Source organism: Sphingomonas sp. Leaf407 (genome assembly GCF_001425385.1).
Classification (GTDB): domain Bacteria; phylum Pseudomonadota; class Alphaproteobacteria; order Sphingomonadales; family Sphingomonadaceae; genus Sphingomonas.
In genome coordinates, this window is sequence record NZ_LMQO01000002.1 from 337718 (window position 1) to 354027 (window position 16310).

Sequence of the window (16310 nt, forward strand, 5' to 3'; positions counted from 1 at the left end):
CCGGGCGAGGTGCAGGTAACTGCACCAAGCCGCACGAGGCGCGCGCGGCCGGCGGCGCGAGAAGCGCCGACCGACGACGCGGGCTTAGCCCGCGTCGCTGGCCGTACCCTCCGACTCCTCGTCCCGCTCCGCCGCGACCCCGCGCTGCTCGGCCAATATCCCCCACCCGGTAATGAACAGCGCGCCCGCCACCGGCCCGACGACGATCCCCGACAGCCCCAGCAGGTCGATCCCGCCCAGCGTCGTCACCAGCACCATCCAGTCGGGAATGCCGGTATCGCGCCCGACCAGCATCGGGCGCAGGATATTGTCGGCCAGCCCGATCACCAGCACCCCCGACGCGATCACCACCGCGCCCTGCCACACCGCGCCGGTCGCCAGCAGATAGATCGCGACCGGTCCCCAGACGATCGCCGGGCCGATCGCCGGCAGCAATGCGGCGAAGACCATGATGACGCCCCACAGCAGTGCGGCGGGCAGGCCGACGATCCAGAAGGTGATCGCGCCCAACGCGCCCTGCACCAGCGCGACGACGCCCGATCCCTTGATTGTCGCACGCACCACCGCGACGAACTTGTGCGCCAGCCGCTGCGCGACATCCGTTTCCAGCGGCAGGGTGCGGACGATCGCCGGTCCGATCCGGTCGGCGTCGCGCAACAGGAAGAAGGTGGCGTACAGCCCGACGCCGAACGACAGCAGGAACGAGGCGGCATTGGCCCCGATCGAAAAGGCCCGCTGCGTCAGCGAACTGGCGCTGCTGCTCACCGCCTGCGACAGTCGGGTCTGGATGCGTTCGAGGCTGCCGAAGCCCGCGCTGTCGAGCCAGCCGCGAATCCGCTCGGGCAGGGCGTTGTGAACCTGTTCGAAATAGGTCGCGAAGTTGATCTGCCCGCCGCGAATCTGGGTATAGACGCCGGCCGACTGCTCGACGACCATGCTGGCGATGACGAGCGCGGGCAGCACCACCGCGACGGTGATGATGAGCAGCGTCAGCGCGGCGGCCAGATTGCGCCGCCCCGGAAAGCGGACGAGCAGCCACCGGAACAACCCCTGGAACAGCAGCGCCGCCAACCCCGCCCACAGCAACGCGCCGAGAAAGCTGTAGACGACCGCCAGCAGCGCGATCGTGATGAGGGCCAGGAACACGATAAAGCCACCGCGTTCGATGCGGTGCCGGACGATCGCCATGCAGTTTCCGTTTCAGCTTGAAGGACCGCCCGCGAACGGCCGGGATTGTTGCGATAGCGCAACGCCTTCAACGGCGATCGGGTTGCGTGAAGACATTCGCTTCCTCGCCCCCGAAAGGGGGAGAGGGATGCGCAGACTTGGTCTTTGCGCGAGCAAAGGCCTGGGACCGGTCGACATTCGGCTATTCGCGGTGCCGCTCTTGGTTAAAAAGGCCTTCCGTATCGTCACCCCGGACTGGTTCCGGGGTCCACCGGGCCGCAAACGCCGTCGATAGAGCCTCAAAGCACACCGATCGCCCGGCGGTGGACCCCGGACCAAGTCCGGGGTGACGATCGGAGCGTGAATGTCGATCGGCTCTAGTCGGAGCCGGGAGAGGGGTTGGCGCTCGCGATAGCGAGCGCGCGAGCCTCTGGCTCGCTTCGCCCCGCTCCCAACCTGCGCCAGCCAGCAAGCTGGCAAGCTCCGGTATCCCTCTCCCTGGTCCGGGGAGAGGGCAAACAGGTCCTATCGCGCCCAGTCGGCCACCGCCGCCGCCACCGTGTTCGCCGCCTGGTTGATCGCCGGGCCGACCGTGGTCGCATCGATCGCCGCCACCGGTACGCGCGCGGTGAAGCGGCGCTTCTCGAACGTCGTCGCACCCACCCGCTGGAGCGTGGCATCGAACGTCACCACCGCCTCGCTGCGCGTCGCATCGATGCCAAATTCGCGGAGTTCACCCGACAGTTGCGCGCCGGGATCGGTGAAGCCCTGCCGCGGGCTCAGCACCACCATCCCGCTGCGCGCGGTAAGCGTGTCGGACAGCAGCCGCGCGAACAGCCGCGCCGGCGGTTCGACCCATTGCGCTTCCTTGACATAGGCGATGCTGGTGTCGCTCGACTGCACCGGCACCCGCGTCACCGCCAGCTCCTGCGGCACCACCGGCACCTGCACCGTGATCGACTTCGTTCCTGCCGACGACTGGGTCTGCCCGGCCGGAATCGCGGTGGCCGGGGCCAGCGTCAGCAATGCGGCGGGCGGTTCGGCGCCGAAGCGGATGCAGGCGGCGAGCGGCAGGAGGAGCAGGACCGACAGCTTCTTCATGGCGTCTCTCACTTCTTGGGCTCGTAATCGGGCAGCTTCGACCGGCCGACCAGCGCGGTCGCCCCGCCCTGATCGACCTTCTCGGCGACCGAGGCGAGCGCGCTGGTCATCGCGCGCAGATCGCCGACCAACTGGTTCACCTGCGGCACGGTCTGCTTGCTGAACGCCTTCAACCCCGGCTGCGCGTCGCCGATCGCCGAATTGAGCGTCTCCGCGCTCCGTTGCGCGCTGGCGATGGTGCGGTTCAACTGCTGGATCGTCGGCTGGATGTCGTTCGCCAGCACGCCGTTGGTGGTCGCCGCCAGCTCGCCGATCTGCTGCGAGGCGACGCCGGCGCGCTGGATCGCGACTCGCGTCTCGGCCAGCGTCGCTGCGATTTCCGGCCCGCGATCGGCCAGCGCGTCGGTCAGCCGGTTGGTGCTGTCGAGGATCGCGGCGATCGAATTCTGGTTGCGGTCGGACAGCACGTCGGCCAGCCGCTCGGTCAGCGTCGTGACGCGCTCCAGCAACTGCGGCGCCGAACTCAGCAGCGCGGCGACGCCGCCCGCCTTGGGCGGAATCACCGGCACGCCCATCGGGCACGACTGTTCGGGGTTCACCTCGGGGCACTGGATCGGCGGCGCACCCTTGACCGCGCCGTCGAGCGTGATCGTCGACACGCCGGTGAAGCTGCCGATGATCGTCGCGGTCGTGCCGAGCAGGACCGGCGTCTCGTCCTTCACCTTGATCCGCACGCGCACGAACTGCGGGTCCTTGGGCCACAGCGCGATGTCCTCGACCTGGCCCGACGGCACGCCCGAGAACGACACCGGCGATCCCTTGGCCAGTCCGTCGACGGCTTGCTTGAAGAAGACGTCATATTCCTTCTCGCTGCCGCCGCCGACCCGCGCGAGCCACACGGTGAACAGCGCCAGCATGGCGAGCAGGATCAGCACCACGGCGCCGACGAGGACATGGTTCGACCGGGTTTCCATCAGCGCCTCTGGGCTTGGGGCTTGGCCAGCGTCACGCCGGCCTCGTCATGTTGGGGGGCCGAGCGCGCGATGCGCTCCTGCGCATCGGTCGCGGCACGGCCACGGGGTCCGTTGAAATATTCCTGGATCCACGGATGATCCAGCGCCAGCAGCTCGTCGATCGTGCCGACCGCGATCACCCGCTTGTCGGCCAGCACCGCCACCCGGTCACAGATAGCATGCAGCGTGTCGAGGTCATGGGTGATGAGAAAGACGGTCAGCCCCAGCGTCTTCTGGAGCGACGCGGTCAACTCGTCGAACGCCGCCGCGCCGATCGGATCGAGCCCCGCCGTTGGCTCGTCCAGAAACAGCAACTGCGGGTCGAGCGCCAGCGCACGCGCGAGCCCCGCGCGCTTCTTCATGCCGCCCGACAGTTCGCTCGGATATTTCGGCCCGGCATTGGCGGGCAGCCCGGTCATCACGACCTTGTACCCGGCGATCTCGTCGAGCAGCGCTGGTTTCAGCTTGGGGTAGAATTCCTTGAGCGGCACCTGCACATTCTCGGCGACGGTCAATGTCGAGAACAACGCGCCGCCTTGGAACAGCACGCCCCATTTCTTGCGGATCTCGACCGCCTCGGTTTCCTCGCGGCCAATCGTGGTCTCGCCGAACACGTCGATGCTGCCGGCACTCGGCGTTTGCAACCCGATGATCGATCGCATCAGCACCGACTTGCCGGTGCCCGACCCGCCGACCACGCCGAGGATTTCGCCGCGCCGCACGTCGAGGTCGAGGTTCTCGTGGATCACCTGATCGCCGAACTGGTTTTTCAAGCCGCGCACGCGGATGATCGAGTCGGTGTCGCTCATATCCATCCGATCCATGCGAAGAAGATCGCGAAAAAGGCGTCGAGCACGATGACGAGGAAGATCGCCTGCACCACCGCCGCCGTCGTCCGGCTGCCGACCTGTTCGGCGTCGCTTTCCACCTGCATGCCGTGGAAACACCCCGCCATGCCGATGATCGCGCCGAACACCGGGGCCTTGATGAGCCCGATATACAGGTCGGTGATCGGCACGACCTCGCGGATGCGGGTGACGAAGGTGATCGGCGGAATGCCGAGCTGCGCCCAGCTCAACAGCCCGCCGCCGATGATCGCGATGATCGACGCATAGAAGCCGAGCAGCAGCATCATCACGATCGCCGCGATCACGCGCGGCAGCACCAGCGCCTCCATCGGCGACACGCCGATCGTGCGCATCGCGTCGATCTCCTCGGTCAGCTTCATCGTGCCGAGCTGCGCGGCGAACGCCGACCCCGATCGCCCCGCGACCATGATCGCGGTCATCAGCACGCCCAGCTCGCGGAAGGTCAGCCGCCCGATCAGGTTGATCGTGAACACCTCCGCACCGAACTGGCGGAGCTGCACCGCGCCCTGCTGCGCGATGACCATACCGATCAGGAAGCTCATCAGCCCGATGATGCCCAGCGCCGAGACGCCGACCACCTCGAAGCGCTGCACCGTCGCGTTGAAGCGGAACCGCTTGGGATTGCGCACGACGTTGATGAAGGCGAGGACCGTCGCCCCCATGAACCCCAGCAGCCCGAGCATCTGCCGCCCGCTGCCCGACACCGCCTCGCCGATTTCCTCCAGCACGCGCACCGGCGGGCTGGACGGCTTTTCCTTGCGCACCACCGGATCGTCGGCCGCCGCCACCTGATCGAACAGATGCTGGCTGTCGGAGCTCAACCCCTCGATCCGGACATCGCGGTCGCGGGCGAAGCGGTGGATCACCCACGCGCCCACCGTATCGATCCGGTCGATCCCCGACAGGTCGATCCGGTCGACCTTCTCCTCCACGGCACCAAGCCGGTCGGGCAGGTCGCCGATATGCGCGAGAGACAGGTCGCCCGAGAAGCGAAGCGCCTGCCCGCCATCGGTTCGGACGTGCGAAAAATCGGCGGAAGCGCTCATCACCGCCATCCATCGGCGATTTGCGGCGTCGCGGCAAGATGGTACGCGCTTCGCCCATGCGACACCGCAATCTCGCCATCTATGATATGGACAAGACCATTACCCGCGTCGCGACGTGGACGCCCTTCCTGCGCCATGCCGCGCGCGAGCGGGGACGCGGCGCGCTGCTGTTGCTGCCGATCGCCGGCGCGGCGGTGGCGGGCTATGCGCTCAAACTCTATGGCCGCGACCGGTTGAAGGAAATGACCCAGCGGCTGATCCTCGGCCGCGCGGTGCCGGGCGAGCGGCTGGCCGACACCGCGCGCCGATTCGCGCAGGCGACGGTCGCCACCGGGCTGCTCGACGGCGCGCGCGACCGGATCGAGGCCGACCGCGCCGAGGGACGGATGCTGATCCTCGCGACCGCCTCCTATCGCTTCTATGCGCAGGAGATCGCCGATCTGCTCGGCTTCGACGCGGTGATCGCCACCGAGAGCGTCGGGCGCGAGGACGGCCATGTCCTGCCGCGCATCCATGGCGAGAATTGCTACGGCGCGGCCAAGCTGCGCGCGATTCGTGCATGGGTCGAGGGCAACGGCATCGCGCGCGACGACGTGCGCGTGCGCTTCTACAGCGATCATGTCTCCGACGCTCCCGTATTCGACTGGGCCGACGAGCCGTTCCCCGTCAACGCCCACGCGCCGCTCAAGGCACTGGCGAAAAAGCGCGGCTGGCCGATCCTCGACTGGCGCACGTAGCTTCTCCCCTCCCCGAAAGGGGAGTGGCCGGGGGAGGGGGAGAGGCTCGAAACCCGAACCCCACCCACAGCGTCACCCCGGACCCGTTCCGGGGTCCACGCTTCCGCAGGCGATGGCCGTCGAATGCTCCGCCAAACGGCAGGCCCGGCATTCTTCTCTCCCTGACAAGGGAGGGGCCGGGGGTGGGTAGGCCGGTTGTGACGCGCGAACCTTCCCTCACGAGCCAACCTAACCCCTCCCTTCGAGGAAGGGGAGCAGGTCGCGCGAACGACGGCCCGCACCCCCCTCACAACCACACATCCACGACATGGATGACCAGCCCGACCAGCCCGCCGACCAACGTCCCGTTGATGCGGATATATTGCAGATCGCGCCCGACCGCATTTTCCAGCCGCAGCGTGATTGTCGCCGCATCCCAGCCACGCACCGTGTCCGACACCAGCCGGACGATCCCGTCGCCATAATCGGCGATACCGCCCACCACCGCGCGCCGGGCGAAGCGGTTGACCTTCGCCCGCAGTACCGCATCCGACTGCAACGTCGCGCCCAGTTGGCGCAGCGCCTCGCCGATCGGACCGTTCAGCGCCCGGTCGGGGTCGCGGGCATGCGCCAGCATCGCCGCGCGGATCCGCTCCCACACCCCCATCCACCATGCCGCCACCGCCGGATTGTCGAGCAGTTCGTTCTTGAACCGCTCGACCTTCGCCTGAAGCTCGGGACTATGCTGCAAATCGTGCGCCAGCAGCGCCAGCCCCTCGTTCGCCTTGGCGCGTAAGGGGTGGGCCGGATCAGCCGCCACTTCGTCGAGCATCTTGCGCAGGCCGTTGAGCACCGAATTGGCCAGCGTCTCGTCGAGTCCCGTCCAGCGCAATACCGATCCCGCACGCTTGCGGATCATGTCGCGCACCATGTCCTCATTGGCGTCGAGCGTCTTTGCGGTCCACCGCACGACCGCGTCGATCAGCGGCAGGTGGCGATCACCCTCGACCAGCGTGGTGAGCGTGCGCCCCAGCATCGGCGCGACCGGCCACGCCCGCATCCGGTTGGCCAGCGCGCCGCGCACCGTCGTCCCGAACTGTTCGGGGTCGAGCGCCTCGAGCATGTTGACCGCGAGGCGTGAAGCACCGTGGCGCAACCGCCCCGATCGCGCCATCGGATCGGCCAGCCAGCGCCCGGCGGCCAGCGCCAGATCGAACCGCCGCATCCGCCGCGCGACGATATGCGCGGTCAGGAAATTGTCGCGCAGGAACGCCGCGAGCGTATCGCCGATCCGGTCCTTGTTGCGCGGCACGATCGCGGTATGCGGGATCGGCACGCCCAGCGGATGGCGGAACAGCGCCGTGACCGCGAACCAGTCGGCAAGGCCACCGACCATCGCGGCTTCCGCGAACGCCTGGACATAGCCCCAGCCGGAATGGACCTCGTGCAGCCGCCGCGACAACAGGAATAGCACGGCCATCGCCACCAGGAGCCCGGTCGCGACGCGCCGCATCCGGCGCAGTTGAGGAGGAACCGCATCGCCCCCGCGGACGACGCCCGCAGATCGTGGCATCCCCGTAACAAAGGTCGAGCGGCGGTTTGGTTCAATCGGCAACGGTCGCTTTCGCAACAGACGCTATTGCTCCCCTCTCTGACAAGGGAGGGGCCGGGGGTGGGTAGGCCGGTTGTGGCACGCGCACCTTCCCTCGCGGACCGACCCACTCCCAACCCCTCCCTGTCAGGGAGGGGAGCGGGTCGCGAGCGCGGCTACCCCGTCACTCCGCCGCCGGCAGCCCCTTCGGCCCGTCATCCTTGGGCAACCGCCCGCCCGGCTGGTGATCGATCAGCGGCCCGTAGGGGTCGCCATCACCGGGCCGATAGGTCAGCAGCCGCCGCGCCATCTTCGGCCCGATCCACCGCTCCAGCCCGACCGCGAGGCTGAACGCCCCCGGCACGATCAGCAGCGTCAGAAGGGTCGAGAGCGTCAGCCCGCCGATCACGGTGATGCCCATCGGCGCGCGCGACGACGCATCGCCCGACAGCGCCAGCGCGGTCGGCACCATGCCCGCGATCATCGCCACCGTGGTCATCACGATCGGCTGCGCGCGCTTGTGCCCGGCGTCGAGGATCGCGACTTCCTTGTCGACACCCTTCTCCATCTCCTCCAGCGCGAAGTCGATCAGCAGGATCGAATTCTTGGCGACGATGCCCAAGAGCATCAGCAGCCCGATGTAGACCGGCATCGAGATCGGATTGCCCGTCACCCACAGCGCCAGCAATCCGCCCAAGGGGGCAAGGAACAGCGACCCCATGTTCACGAACGGCGGCATCACCCGCTTGTAGAGCAGCACCAGCACGCCGAAGACGAGGAAAATGCCCGAGATCACCGCGACGATGAAGTTCTGGATCATCTCCGCCTGCCACTTCGCCTGACCGACGCTCAGTTCGGACACGCCCAGCGGCAGGTTCTTCATCGTCGGCGTGTTCTTGATCGCGGCCATCGCCACGCCGGACACGACGCCCGGTGCCAAGTCGGCGCCGACGACCAGCCGGCGCTGCTGGTTAATCCGGTCGATCTTGGTCGGCCCCGCGCCGAACCCGATGTCGGCGACGACCGACAGCGGCACCGATGCGCCGCTCGCGGTCGGCACCGGCAGGTTCTGGATCGTCGACAACCGCGAGCGCGCGTCGCGCGACAGCGCGACCCGGATCGGGATCTGCCGGTCGGACAGCGAGAAGCGCGCGCTGTTCTGGTCGATGTCGCCCAGCGTGGCGATGCGGATCGCCCCCGACAGCGCGGCGGTGGTCACGCCCAGGCTGGCGGCAAGGTCGCTGCGCGGGCGGATGATGATCTCCGGCCGTTGCAGATCGCCCGACACGCGCGGGGCCACCACCATCGGCAGCTTTTCCATGTCCTTGACCAACTGGTTCGCGGTCTGGTTCAGCTTGACCGGATCGTCGCCGCCCAGCGTGATCGACAGGTCGCGGCTCGACCCGCCCCAGCCAAATTGCGACCGGAACGACACCCGCGCATCGGGGATCGCCGCCAGTTGCGGCGCCAGGCCACGCTCGAACTCGACGCTCTTGACCGATCGCATCGCATCAAAGGCGGCATCGTCCATCATGCCCAGCGCATGGCGTACCCGCATGCCGAAGGTCGGCTTGTCGAGCAGTTCGGCGGTGACGCGGCCGTTGCCGGCATAGGACGACGAATAGACCGATTTGACCAGCGGCTGTCCGTTCAGCAGATTCTCGACCCGCTTCACCACCACGGCGGTCTGTTCCAGCGTGGTGCCCGGCACCATCTCGATGCTCGCCGTCACCCGGTCGCGGTCCTGCGGCGGCTGGAACGTCTGCGGCAGCACCATGAACATGACCACGGTCAGCGCCAGCGCGGCGACGCCGCCGACGATCGGCGCCCAGCGGTGGCGGAGCGTCCAGCGCAGCACGTCCATGTACCGGTCCATCAGCCAGCCCTCGCCGTGGACGGCCGACCCATGGGCCTTCAGGAAATAGGCGGCGATCATCGGCGTGATGAGCCGCGCGACGGCAAGGCTCATCAGCACCGACACGACGACGGTGAAGCCGAAATTCTTGAAGAACTGGCCCGCGATCCCCGGCATCATCCCCACCGGCAGGAACACCGCGACGATCGCCATCGTCGTCGCCAGCACGGCGATGCCGATCTCGTCCGCCGCGTCGATCGATGCCTGATACGCGGTCTTGCCCATCCGCATGTGCCGGACGATGTTCTCGATCTCGACGATCGCATCGTCCACCAGCACGCCCGCCACCAGACTGAGCGCCAGCAGCGTCATCTGGTTGAGCGTGAACTCCATCATGTCCATGAACCAGAAGGCGGGGATCGCCGACAGCGGAATGGCCAGCGCCGAGATCAGCGTCGCGCGCCAGTCGCGCAGGAACAGGAACACGACGACGATCGCAAGGATCGCGCCCTCGACCATCGCCGACATCGCCGAATGATACTGGATTTCGGTGAACTTGACCGAATTGGACAGCAGCGCGAAGCGGACCTGCGGGTTGCGCTTCTGAAGGTCGGCGATCTTCTTTTCCGCCTCGTGGAACACGGTCACGTCCGACGCGCCCTTGGCGCGCTTGATGTCGAACGCCAGCACCGGGCGGCCGTTATATTCGGCAAGGCTGGTCGGCTCGGCATAGGCGTCGCGCACGTCGGCGATGTCCGCCAGCCGCACCGATCGCCCGCCGCCCACCGGCACCTGCGTCTGGCTGAGCGCATAGGCGGTGGCGGCGTTGCCCAGCACGCGCACCGACTGTTGCGATCCGGCGATCTCCGCCTTGCCGCCCGCCGCGTTCAGATTGACCTGCCGCAGCGCCTGATTGACCTGGCTCGCGGTCAGCCCCTGCGCCTGCAACCGCGCCGGATCGAGCGTCACGCGAATCTCGCGGTCGACGCCGCCGACCCGCTCGACGGTCGCCATGCCCTCGATCGACAGCAATTCCTTGCTGACGGTGTTATCGACGTACCAGCTAAGCTGTTCGGGCGTCATGTCGTCGGCGATCGCCGTCCACGACGCGAGGTCCTTGTCGGTGGTGTTGGCGCGGAACACCTGCGGTTCGAGGATACCGTCGGGCAGCGCGCTGCGGATCTGGTTCACCGCCTCGCGCACGTCGTTGACCGCGCGGTCGATCGGCGTGCCGATGTCGAGCTGGATGACGGTCTGCGACTGGCCTTCGCTCACCGTCGATTCGATCTGGTCGATGCCCTGCAACGACCGCACCGCCGCCTCGACGCGCTGCGTGACCTGCGTTTCCAGTTCGGTGGGCGCGGCCCCCGGCTGGCTGATGACGACGATCGCGACCGGGAATTCGATGTCCGGGTCCTGGTTCACGTCCATCCGCATGAAGCTGACGATCCCCGCCAGCGTGAGCGCCAGGAACAGCACCAGCGGCGCCACCGGGTTGCGGATCGACCATGCCGAGATGTTGCGAAAGCCCATCAGCGCTATTCCTTGCGTGCGGCGGCGCGCACCGGCACCACCTGCTGCCCCGGGTTCAGGAACGCACCCGCGCTCGCCACCACCCGCTCGTCGCCGATCAGCCCCGATCCGATCAGCGCACCCTCGTCGGACACTTCGGCCACGCGCACGTCGCGGCGCACAGCCTTGTTCTGTGCGTCGATGACATAGACATAGCTGCCCTTGTCGTCGCTCAGCACCGCTGATTCCGGGAGCAGCGGCGCGGTCGACGCCCCGGCACCCACCCGCGCGCTGGCGAAACCGCCGGGGCGCAGCGCCGGATCATATTTCAGCGCGATGCGGGCGATGCCCTGCCGGGTCTGCGGATCGATGATCGGCGACACCTGCCACACCTCGCCCTTGAACACGCGGGTCCCGCCTACGGGAACCACCTCGGCCGGCACGCCGGCACGCACGCTCGCCAGATCGGCCTCGCTCAACTGCGCGCGCATCTCCATCTGCCCGCCCATCGCGATGCGGAACAGCACGCCGCTGCCACTGCCGACCACCTGCCCCGGCTCGACCGCGCGGGTGAGGACCAGGCCGGCGGCGGGCGCGCGAATGTCGAGCCGGCGGTTGCGCGCCTGCGTCTCGGCCAGTTGCGCCTCGGCCACCCGCACCCGGGCATTGGCCGAATCGCGCGTCGCGGTCTTGCGGTCGAGATCGGCCTTGGACACGAAACCGCGCCCGACCAACTGGTTCGACCGGTCGAGTTCGGTCTGCGCGATCCGCGCGTCGGCGCGCGCCACGCGCACCTGCGCGGCCAGCGATTCGGCGGTCTGCGCCTGTACCGACCGGTCGACGCTGGCCAGCACCTGACCCGCCGCCACCCAGCTACCCGGCTCCACCAGCACCCGCGTGACAAGGCCGCCTTCGCCGACCACGCCGACCGGCATCTCGCGCCGCGCGGCCAGCGATCCGGTGCCGGTGACGGTGCGCGTCACCGTCTCGCGGCCGGGCACCACCACCGTCACCTTGGGCAAGGCGCTCGCCGGGGCGGTGGCGGCGGCCTTGGTCGCCGCGCCGTCGCTCTTGCCCTTGCCAAAGGCCCACCATGCGCCGATCATGACCAGCACCACGACGATGACCCCCACGATCACCGCCCGCCGGCGCGAACGCGGTGCCCCCGGCCCGGTCAATGCGTGCCGTTCCCCCGCGATCGTCGTCGATTCGTAGTTCATTCAGGCCATCCCGCTCGCAGGCCCCCCCTGCGTATCGGCGCTGTATTATCGTAATAAAGCACCAGTTTCAATCGCACCATCGCGTTTTTCGATAAGGATCACAAGGATCGCATCGATTGCGTTCAGCCGGCGTTACTCGACGCGACCGTAACGACCGGCCTTGCCGAATTTCACGCGAAGGAAACTGCCGATGCTCCGTTCCGCCCTGATCCTCGCCGCGATCGCCGCCACCCCTGCGACCGCGCAGCAAGCGACGCCGCCGGCACCGATGGCGGCATGGCCCGCCGATGCGACGCTGCTCGACGTGACCGCCGAGGGCAAGGCGACGCGCAAGCCCGACATCGCGACGATCCGCGCCGGCGTCGTCTCGCAGGCGCCGACCGCCGCCGCCGCGCTGGCGGACAATGCCCAGCGAATGACCCGCGTCGTCGCCGCGCTGCGCCGTGCCGGCGTCGCCGACCGCGATCTCCAGACCGCGCAAATCCAGCTCCAGCCGCAATATCGTTATGCTGAGAACCAGCCGCCGGCGATCACCGGCTATCAGGCGAGCAACAGCGTCGCGATCCGCTTCCGCGACGTGGCGAAGAGCGGTACGATCCTCGACGCGCTGGTCGCGCAGGGCGCGAACCAGATCGACGGGCCGACCCTCTCGGTCGAGGCGGCCGACGCCGCCCTCGACGAAGCCCGCACCGACGCGATCCGCCGCGCCCGCGGCCGCGCCGAGCTGTACGCCCGCGCCGCCGGCCTGCGCGTCGACCGCATCCTGACGATCGCCGAGGGCGGCGCCTCGTTCCCGCAGCCGCCGATGCCGATGATGGCGCGCATGTCGGTCCAGCGCGACGAGGCGACTCCGATCGTCGCGGGCGAACAGGAACTCACCGCCAGCGTCTCGGTCCGCTTCGTGCTGCGGTAAGGTTGGAGGGGAGGGGAGCGTGCCTCACTCCCCTCCCTGGAAGGGAGGGGTCGGGGGTGGGCAGGCTTCCGCAAGCGGCACATGGACACACCTGAACACCAAGCTGTCCTACACCCCATCATCCGTTGCAGGCTCCGGCAATGCCGCCCGTTCCCGTCCACCCCGATCGCGCCAGACACATCGTCACCCCGGACCCGTTCCGGGGTCCACGGTCCCGCACGCACTGTCGGCAGCGGCTCCCGCCCCGTCATCACAGCCTGCGATTCATTCGCAACAAATGCGTCGTTAGTGTAAACTTTGTAAACTTTGGGCGGAAGTCGGCCCCGCCACGGGCAAAGCCCGCGTCGTCGGACGGCGCTTCTCGCGCCGCCGGCCGGGCGCGCCTTGGGCGGCTCGGACGTAGCTTCGCTACGCCTTGCCCGGCGCGCACCACCCACTCTCGTCATTCCGGCGAAGGCCGGAATCCATACATGCCGACGTTGCGGCTCCTGCCCGGCAACGGTTCCACCGGTCCCGAACACCCGCCACGGGCAAAGCCCGTGCCGTCGGACGGCGCTTCTCGCGCCGCCGGCCGAGCGCGCCTTGGGCGGCTCGGCGTAGCTTCGCTACGCCTTGCCCGGCGCGCCGAGCACCTGCCTCGCCCTCCGGCAATCCTCCGCCATCTGCACCGTCAACGCCTCCAGCGAATCGAACTTCACTTCGGGCCGCAGATACTCGATCAGCGCCACCTCGATCCGCTGTCCGTACAGGTCGCCCGAGAAATCGAGGAAATACGTCTCCAGCAATTCGATCGGCGCCCCCTCGATCGTCGGGCGGACCCCCAGGCTCGCCGCCCCATTCACAACCCGGCCATCGGCCAGCCGCCCGGTCGCGGCATAGATGCCGTAGGCGGGCCGCAGATAGCTGCCCAGCGTCAGATTGGCGGTCGGATAGCCGAGCGTCCGCCCGAGCTTCGCGCCATGCTCCACCACGCCTTCGACCGCGAACGGCCGGGTCAGCAGCGCCGCCGCCGCGCGCGGCTCGCCGCTGCGCAACAGGTCGCGGATGCGCGACGACGATACGACCGCCTGCCCGTCGCCGACCGGCGCGACCGTCTCGGCGACGAAGCCATGCGCTTCGCCCAGCGCCTTCAGCGTTGCGACATCGCCGTCGCGCCCCCGGCCGAAGGTGAAGTCGGTGCCGGTCACGACCCCGCCCGCCCCGATCAGCGCGACCAGCCGGTCGAGCGCGAACCGTTCGGCCGACAGCCCGGCAAGCGCGGCGTCGAAGCCGAACACCAGCATCGCATCCGCCCCGGCGGCGGCGAACAACCGCTCGCGCTGGTCGAGGCTGGTCAACCGGAACGGCGGTGTATCGGGCCGGAATAAGCGGCGCGGATGGGGATCGAACGTCGCGACGATCGCCGGCCGGCCGGCGTCGCGCGCCCGCGCCACCGCGCGGGCAACCACCGCCTGATGCCCGGCATGAAATCCATCGAAATTGCCGAGCGCGACGATCCCGCCACGCAGAGGCGCCGGCACCGGGGCGCTGCCGTCCAGCCGCTCCATCGCTGCCCCTTACCCGGCGCCCGCCCGCCGCGAAAGGGGCTGTATACCGGCGCGCAGCACCCTGAGCGCATTGCCGCCCATTACCTTGTCCAGCTCGCGCTGGTTCAGCCCTGCCGCCCGCAGCGCCTCGGGCACCACCGCCAGATGCGCGGCATCGAACGCGGTCGTCACCGCCCCGTCGAAGTCCGATCCCAACGCGACATGATCGATCCCCGCGACCTTGCGGACGTGCAGGATCGCGCGGACGATCGCCTGCGGGTCGGTCGAACACACCGCGCCCGCCCAATAGCCGATGCCGACAACGCCGCCGGTACGGGCGATACCCCGCACCTCGTCGTCGGTCAGGTTGCGGTTGACCGGGCAGGTCGCCTGCACTCCGCCATGGCTGGAGACCACCGGCCGGCGCGCGCGGGCCAGTACTTCGGCCAGTCCCTGATGGCTCAGATGCGCGACATCGACGATCATGCCGATCGCCTCCATCCGCGCCATCACCGTCCGCCCGAACGGCGTGAGGCCACCCTTGGCGCGGCCGTGCATCGATCCGGCGACCTCGTTGTCGTAGAAATGGGTCAGGCCCGCCATGCGGAACCCGCTGCGATACAGCCGGTCGAGATTGGCGAGGCTCCCGTCCAGTCCGTTCAGCCCCTCGATCGACAGCAGCGCGCCGACCGGTCGCACCCCTTGCGCCGCCGCCCGCGCCGCCAGCAGCGCATCCAGTTCGGCCGGGTTCGTCACCAGCCGCAGTGCCCCGTTCGAGGTGCGCGCGGTCCGGCGCAGCTTGGTCGCATGCCACACCGATCGTTCGAGCAGCGACCCCCATGTCCGCACCGGCTGCAACTGCGCGACCACCAGCGGGGTGATATTGTCGCTGTCGCCATCGTTGGCGTCGTAATTCTGCCCGCGCGGCGTCTTCGTCACCGACGAAAAGACCTGGAGGGCGACATTGCCTGCCGCCAGCCGGGGTACGTCGACCTGACCGCGCTGCGCCCGCGTCATCAGGTCGCGCGACCACAGCAGCGTATCGGCGTGGAGGTCGACGATCGGCCCGGTCGTCTGGGTCGCGGGCTGGCCGGCGGCGAAGCGCGCGGCGAGCGCCGGGGGCGGCTCTACCTTGTTCATCGATCGCTCGACGATGCCGGGCACCAGCGCGAAGAACGCCGCCGCCGCGATCGCCAGCAACGCCACGCCCCACCAGATCGCCTTGCGCATCGCCGCCCGTTCCCCCGGCGCCATGACGGCACCGGCGCGGCCCTTAGACCCGCGTGTCGGGCAGAGTCGAGCGGATCAGCGTCACGAAGCTGTACGCCGGCCGATCGCCTGTCGCACTGTGGTCCTCGCGCCACGTTTCGCGCCAGCCGGCGAACGGGGGCACTACCGCATCCCCCGGCGGCGCGGCATGGACCTCGGTCAGTTCGATCCGCTCGATCCGGTCGAGCAGCAACGCGAAGATCTCCGCCCCGCCGATCACCGCCGCGTCCGGCCCGGCCAGCGCCAGCGCCGCATCCGGGTCCTGCGCGACCTCGGCCCCCGCCGCCGCCCAGTCGCGGTCGCGGGTCAGCACGATATGCCGCCGTCCGGGCAGGGGGGCGGGAAAGCTCTCGAACGTCTTGCGCCCCATCACCATCGCCCGCCCCATGGTCAGCGCCTTGAACCGCTTCAGGTCGGCCGGCAGATGCCACGGCAACTGCCCGTCACGCCCGATCACGCCGTTGGTCGCGCGGGCAAGGATGGCATCGATCATCGGTGGCTCGGCCCTTCTG

Annotated in this window: 13 protein-coding genes; 2 read left to right on the top strand and 11 right to left on the bottom strand. The window is 68.9% G+C overall.

All coding sequences use genetic code 11. From position 1 onward, the window contains the following. Positions 1 to 84: 84 nt before the first annotated feature. From ASG37_RS07920 to ASG37_RS07940, 5 genes are all read right to left on the bottom strand, one after another. A complete protein-coding gene (locus ASG37_RS07920; protein ID WP_055757934.1) occupies positions 85 to 1188 on the bottom strand; it encodes an AI-2E family transporter in 1104 nt (367 codons plus the stop codon). Positions 1189 to 1692: 504 nt separating this feature from the next. Beyond that, the gene (locus ASG37_RS07925; protein WP_055757937.1) at positions 1693 to 2268 is read right to left on the bottom strand and encodes an ABC-type transport auxiliary lipoprotein family protein; all 576 of its coding nucleotides are present in this window, start codon (positions 2266 to 2268) and stop codon (positions 1693 to 1695) included. An 8-nt stretch (positions 2269 to 2276) separates the two neighbouring features. Beyond that, positions 2277 to 3242, bottom strand: a complete 966-nt coding sequence (locus ASG37_RS07930) for an MlaD family protein (protein ID WP_055757939.1) — start codon at positions 3240 to 3242, stop codon at positions 2277 to 2279. Continuing rightward, positions 3242 to 4090, bottom strand: coding sequence for an ABC transporter ATP-binding protein (locus ASG37_RS07935; RefSeq protein WP_156351547.1), 849 nt, complete (start codon positions 4088 to 4090; stop codon positions 3242 to 3244). Before ASG37_RS07935 ends, ASG37_RS07930 begins: the two co-directional genes overlap by 1 nt. After that, positions 4087 to 5196, bottom strand: coding sequence for an ABC transporter permease (locus ASG37_RS07940; protein ID WP_055758741.1), 1110 nt, complete (start codon positions 5194 to 5196; stop codon positions 4087 to 4089). The genes ASG37_RS07935 and ASG37_RS07940 overlap by 4 nt, the downstream gene beginning before the upstream one ends. Before the next feature lie 56 nt (positions 5197 to 5252). Between ASG37_RS07940 and ASG37_RS07945 the strand changes: the two genes are divergently transcribed. Beyond that, complete coding sequence (locus ASG37_RS07945) at positions 5253 to 5933, top strand: HAD family hydrolase (protein ID WP_055757942.1); 681 nt, start codon at positions 5253 to 5255, stop codon at positions 5931 to 5933. A 286-nt stretch (positions 5934 to 6219) separates the two neighbouring features. On the opposite strand, the gene ASG37_RS07950 is transcribed toward ASG37_RS07945, so the two are convergent. From ASG37_RS07950 to ASG37_RS07960, 3 genes are all read right to left on the bottom strand, one after another. Then, on the bottom strand, positions 6220 to 7485 hold the full coding sequence (locus tag ASG37_RS07950; RefSeq protein ID WP_055757945.1) for a DUF445 domain-containing protein: 1266 nt from the start codon (positions 7483 to 7485) through the stop codon (positions 6220 to 6222). Between the two features lie 202 nt (positions 7486 to 7687). Continuing rightward, positions 7688 to 10891 carry an efflux RND transporter permease subunit gene (locus ASG37_RS07955; RefSeq protein ID WP_055757948.1) on the bottom strand — a complete coding sequence of 1068 codons (3204 nt, stop codon included), beginning with the start codon at positions 10889 to 10891 and terminating at the stop codon, positions 7688 to 7690. A gap of 5 nt (positions 10892 to 10896) precedes the next feature. After that, entirely contained in the window at positions 10897 to 12090 is a 1194-nt protein-coding gene (locus ASG37_RS07960; RefSeq protein WP_055757951.1) for an efflux RND transporter periplasmic adaptor subunit, read from the bottom strand. Between the two features lie 190 nt (positions 12091 to 12280). Between ASG37_RS07960 and ASG37_RS07965 the strand changes: the two genes are divergently transcribed. After that, the gene (locus ASG37_RS07965; protein ID WP_055757954.1) at positions 12281 to 13003 is read left to right on the top strand and encodes an SIMPL domain-containing protein; all 723 of its coding nucleotides are present in this window, start codon (positions 12281 to 12283) and stop codon (positions 13001 to 13003) included. A 605-nt stretch (positions 13004 to 13608) separates the two neighbouring features. On the opposite strand, the gene ASG37_RS07970 is transcribed toward ASG37_RS07965, so the two are convergent. From ASG37_RS07970 to ASG37_RS07980, 3 genes are read right to left on the bottom strand one after another with little or no spacing between them, the layout of a single operon-like run. After that, positions 13609 to 14550: a bifunctional riboflavin kinase/FAD synthetase gene (locus ASG37_RS07970; protein WP_055757957.1), complete on the bottom strand. Its 942-nt coding sequence runs from the start codon at positions 14548 to 14550 to the stop codon at positions 13609 to 13611. A gap of 9 nt (positions 14551 to 14559) precedes the next feature. Beyond that, the gene (locus ASG37_RS07975) at positions 14560 to 15759 is read right to left on the bottom strand and encodes a dipeptidase (RefSeq protein ID WP_055758745.1); all 1200 of its coding nucleotides are present in this window, start codon (positions 15757 to 15759) and stop codon (positions 14560 to 14562) included. A 43-nt stretch (positions 15760 to 15802) separates the two neighbouring features. Beyond that, on the bottom strand, positions 15803 to 16291 hold the full coding sequence (locus tag ASG37_RS07980) for a dihydrofolate reductase (protein ID WP_055757959.1): 489 nt from the start codon (positions 16289 to 16291) through the stop codon (positions 15803 to 15805). Between the last annotated feature and the right edge of the window lie 19 nt (positions 16292 to 16310).

Bases quoted from the DNA above. Each gene is read 5' to 3' on its own strand.
- ASG37_RS07940 (WP_055758741.1), bottom strand. From the start codon at position 5,196: ATGAGCGCTTCCGCCGATTTTTCGCACGTCCGAACCGATGGCGGGCAG.
- ASG37_RS07970 (WP_055757957.1), bottom strand. From the start codon at position 14,550: ATGGAGCGGCTGGACGGCAGCGCCCCGGTGCCGGCGCCTCTGCGTGGC.
- ASG37_RS07980 (WP_055757959.1), bottom strand. From the start codon at position 16,291: ATGATCGATGCCATCCTTGCCCGCGCGACCAACGGCGTGATCGGGCGT.
- ASG37_RS07965 (WP_055757954.1), top strand. From the start codon at position 12,281: ATGCTCCGTTCCGCCCTGATCCTCGCCGCGATCGCCGCCACCCCTGCG.
- ASG37_RS07960 (WP_055757951.1), bottom strand. From the start codon at position 12,090: ATGAACTACGAATCGACGACGATCGCGGGGGAACGGCACGCATTGACC.
- ASG37_RS07955 (WP_055757948.1), bottom strand. From the start codon at position 10,891: ATGGGCTTTCGCAACATCTCGGCATGGTCGATCCGCAACCCGGTGGCG.
- ASG37_RS07935 (WP_156351547.1), bottom strand. From the start codon at position 4,090: ATGAGCGACACCGACTCGATCATCCGCGTGCGCGGCTTGAAAAACCAG.
- ASG37_RS07920 (WP_055757934.1), bottom strand. From the start codon at position 1,188: ATGGCGATCGTCCGGCACCGCATCGAACGCGGTGGCTTTATCGTGTTC.
- ASG37_RS07975 (WP_055758745.1), bottom strand. From the start codon at position 15,759: ATGCGCAAGGCGATCTGGTGGGGCGTGGCGTTGCTGGCGATCGCGGCG.
- ASG37_RS07930 (WP_055757939.1), bottom strand. From the start codon at position 3,242: ATGGAAACCCGGTCGAACCATGTCCTCGTCGGCGCCGTGGTGCTGATC.
- ASG37_RS07950 (WP_055757945.1), bottom strand. From the start codon at position 7,485: ATGCCACGATCTGCGGGCGTCGTCCGCGGGGGCGATGCGGTTCCTCCT.
- ASG37_RS07945 (WP_055757942.1), top strand. From the start codon at position 5,253: ATGCGACACCGCAATCTCGCCATCTATGATATGGACAAGACCATTACC.
- ASG37_RS07925 (WP_055757937.1), bottom strand. From the start codon at position 2,268: ATGAAGAAGCTGTCGGTCCTGCTCCTCCTGCCGCTCGCCGCCTGCATC.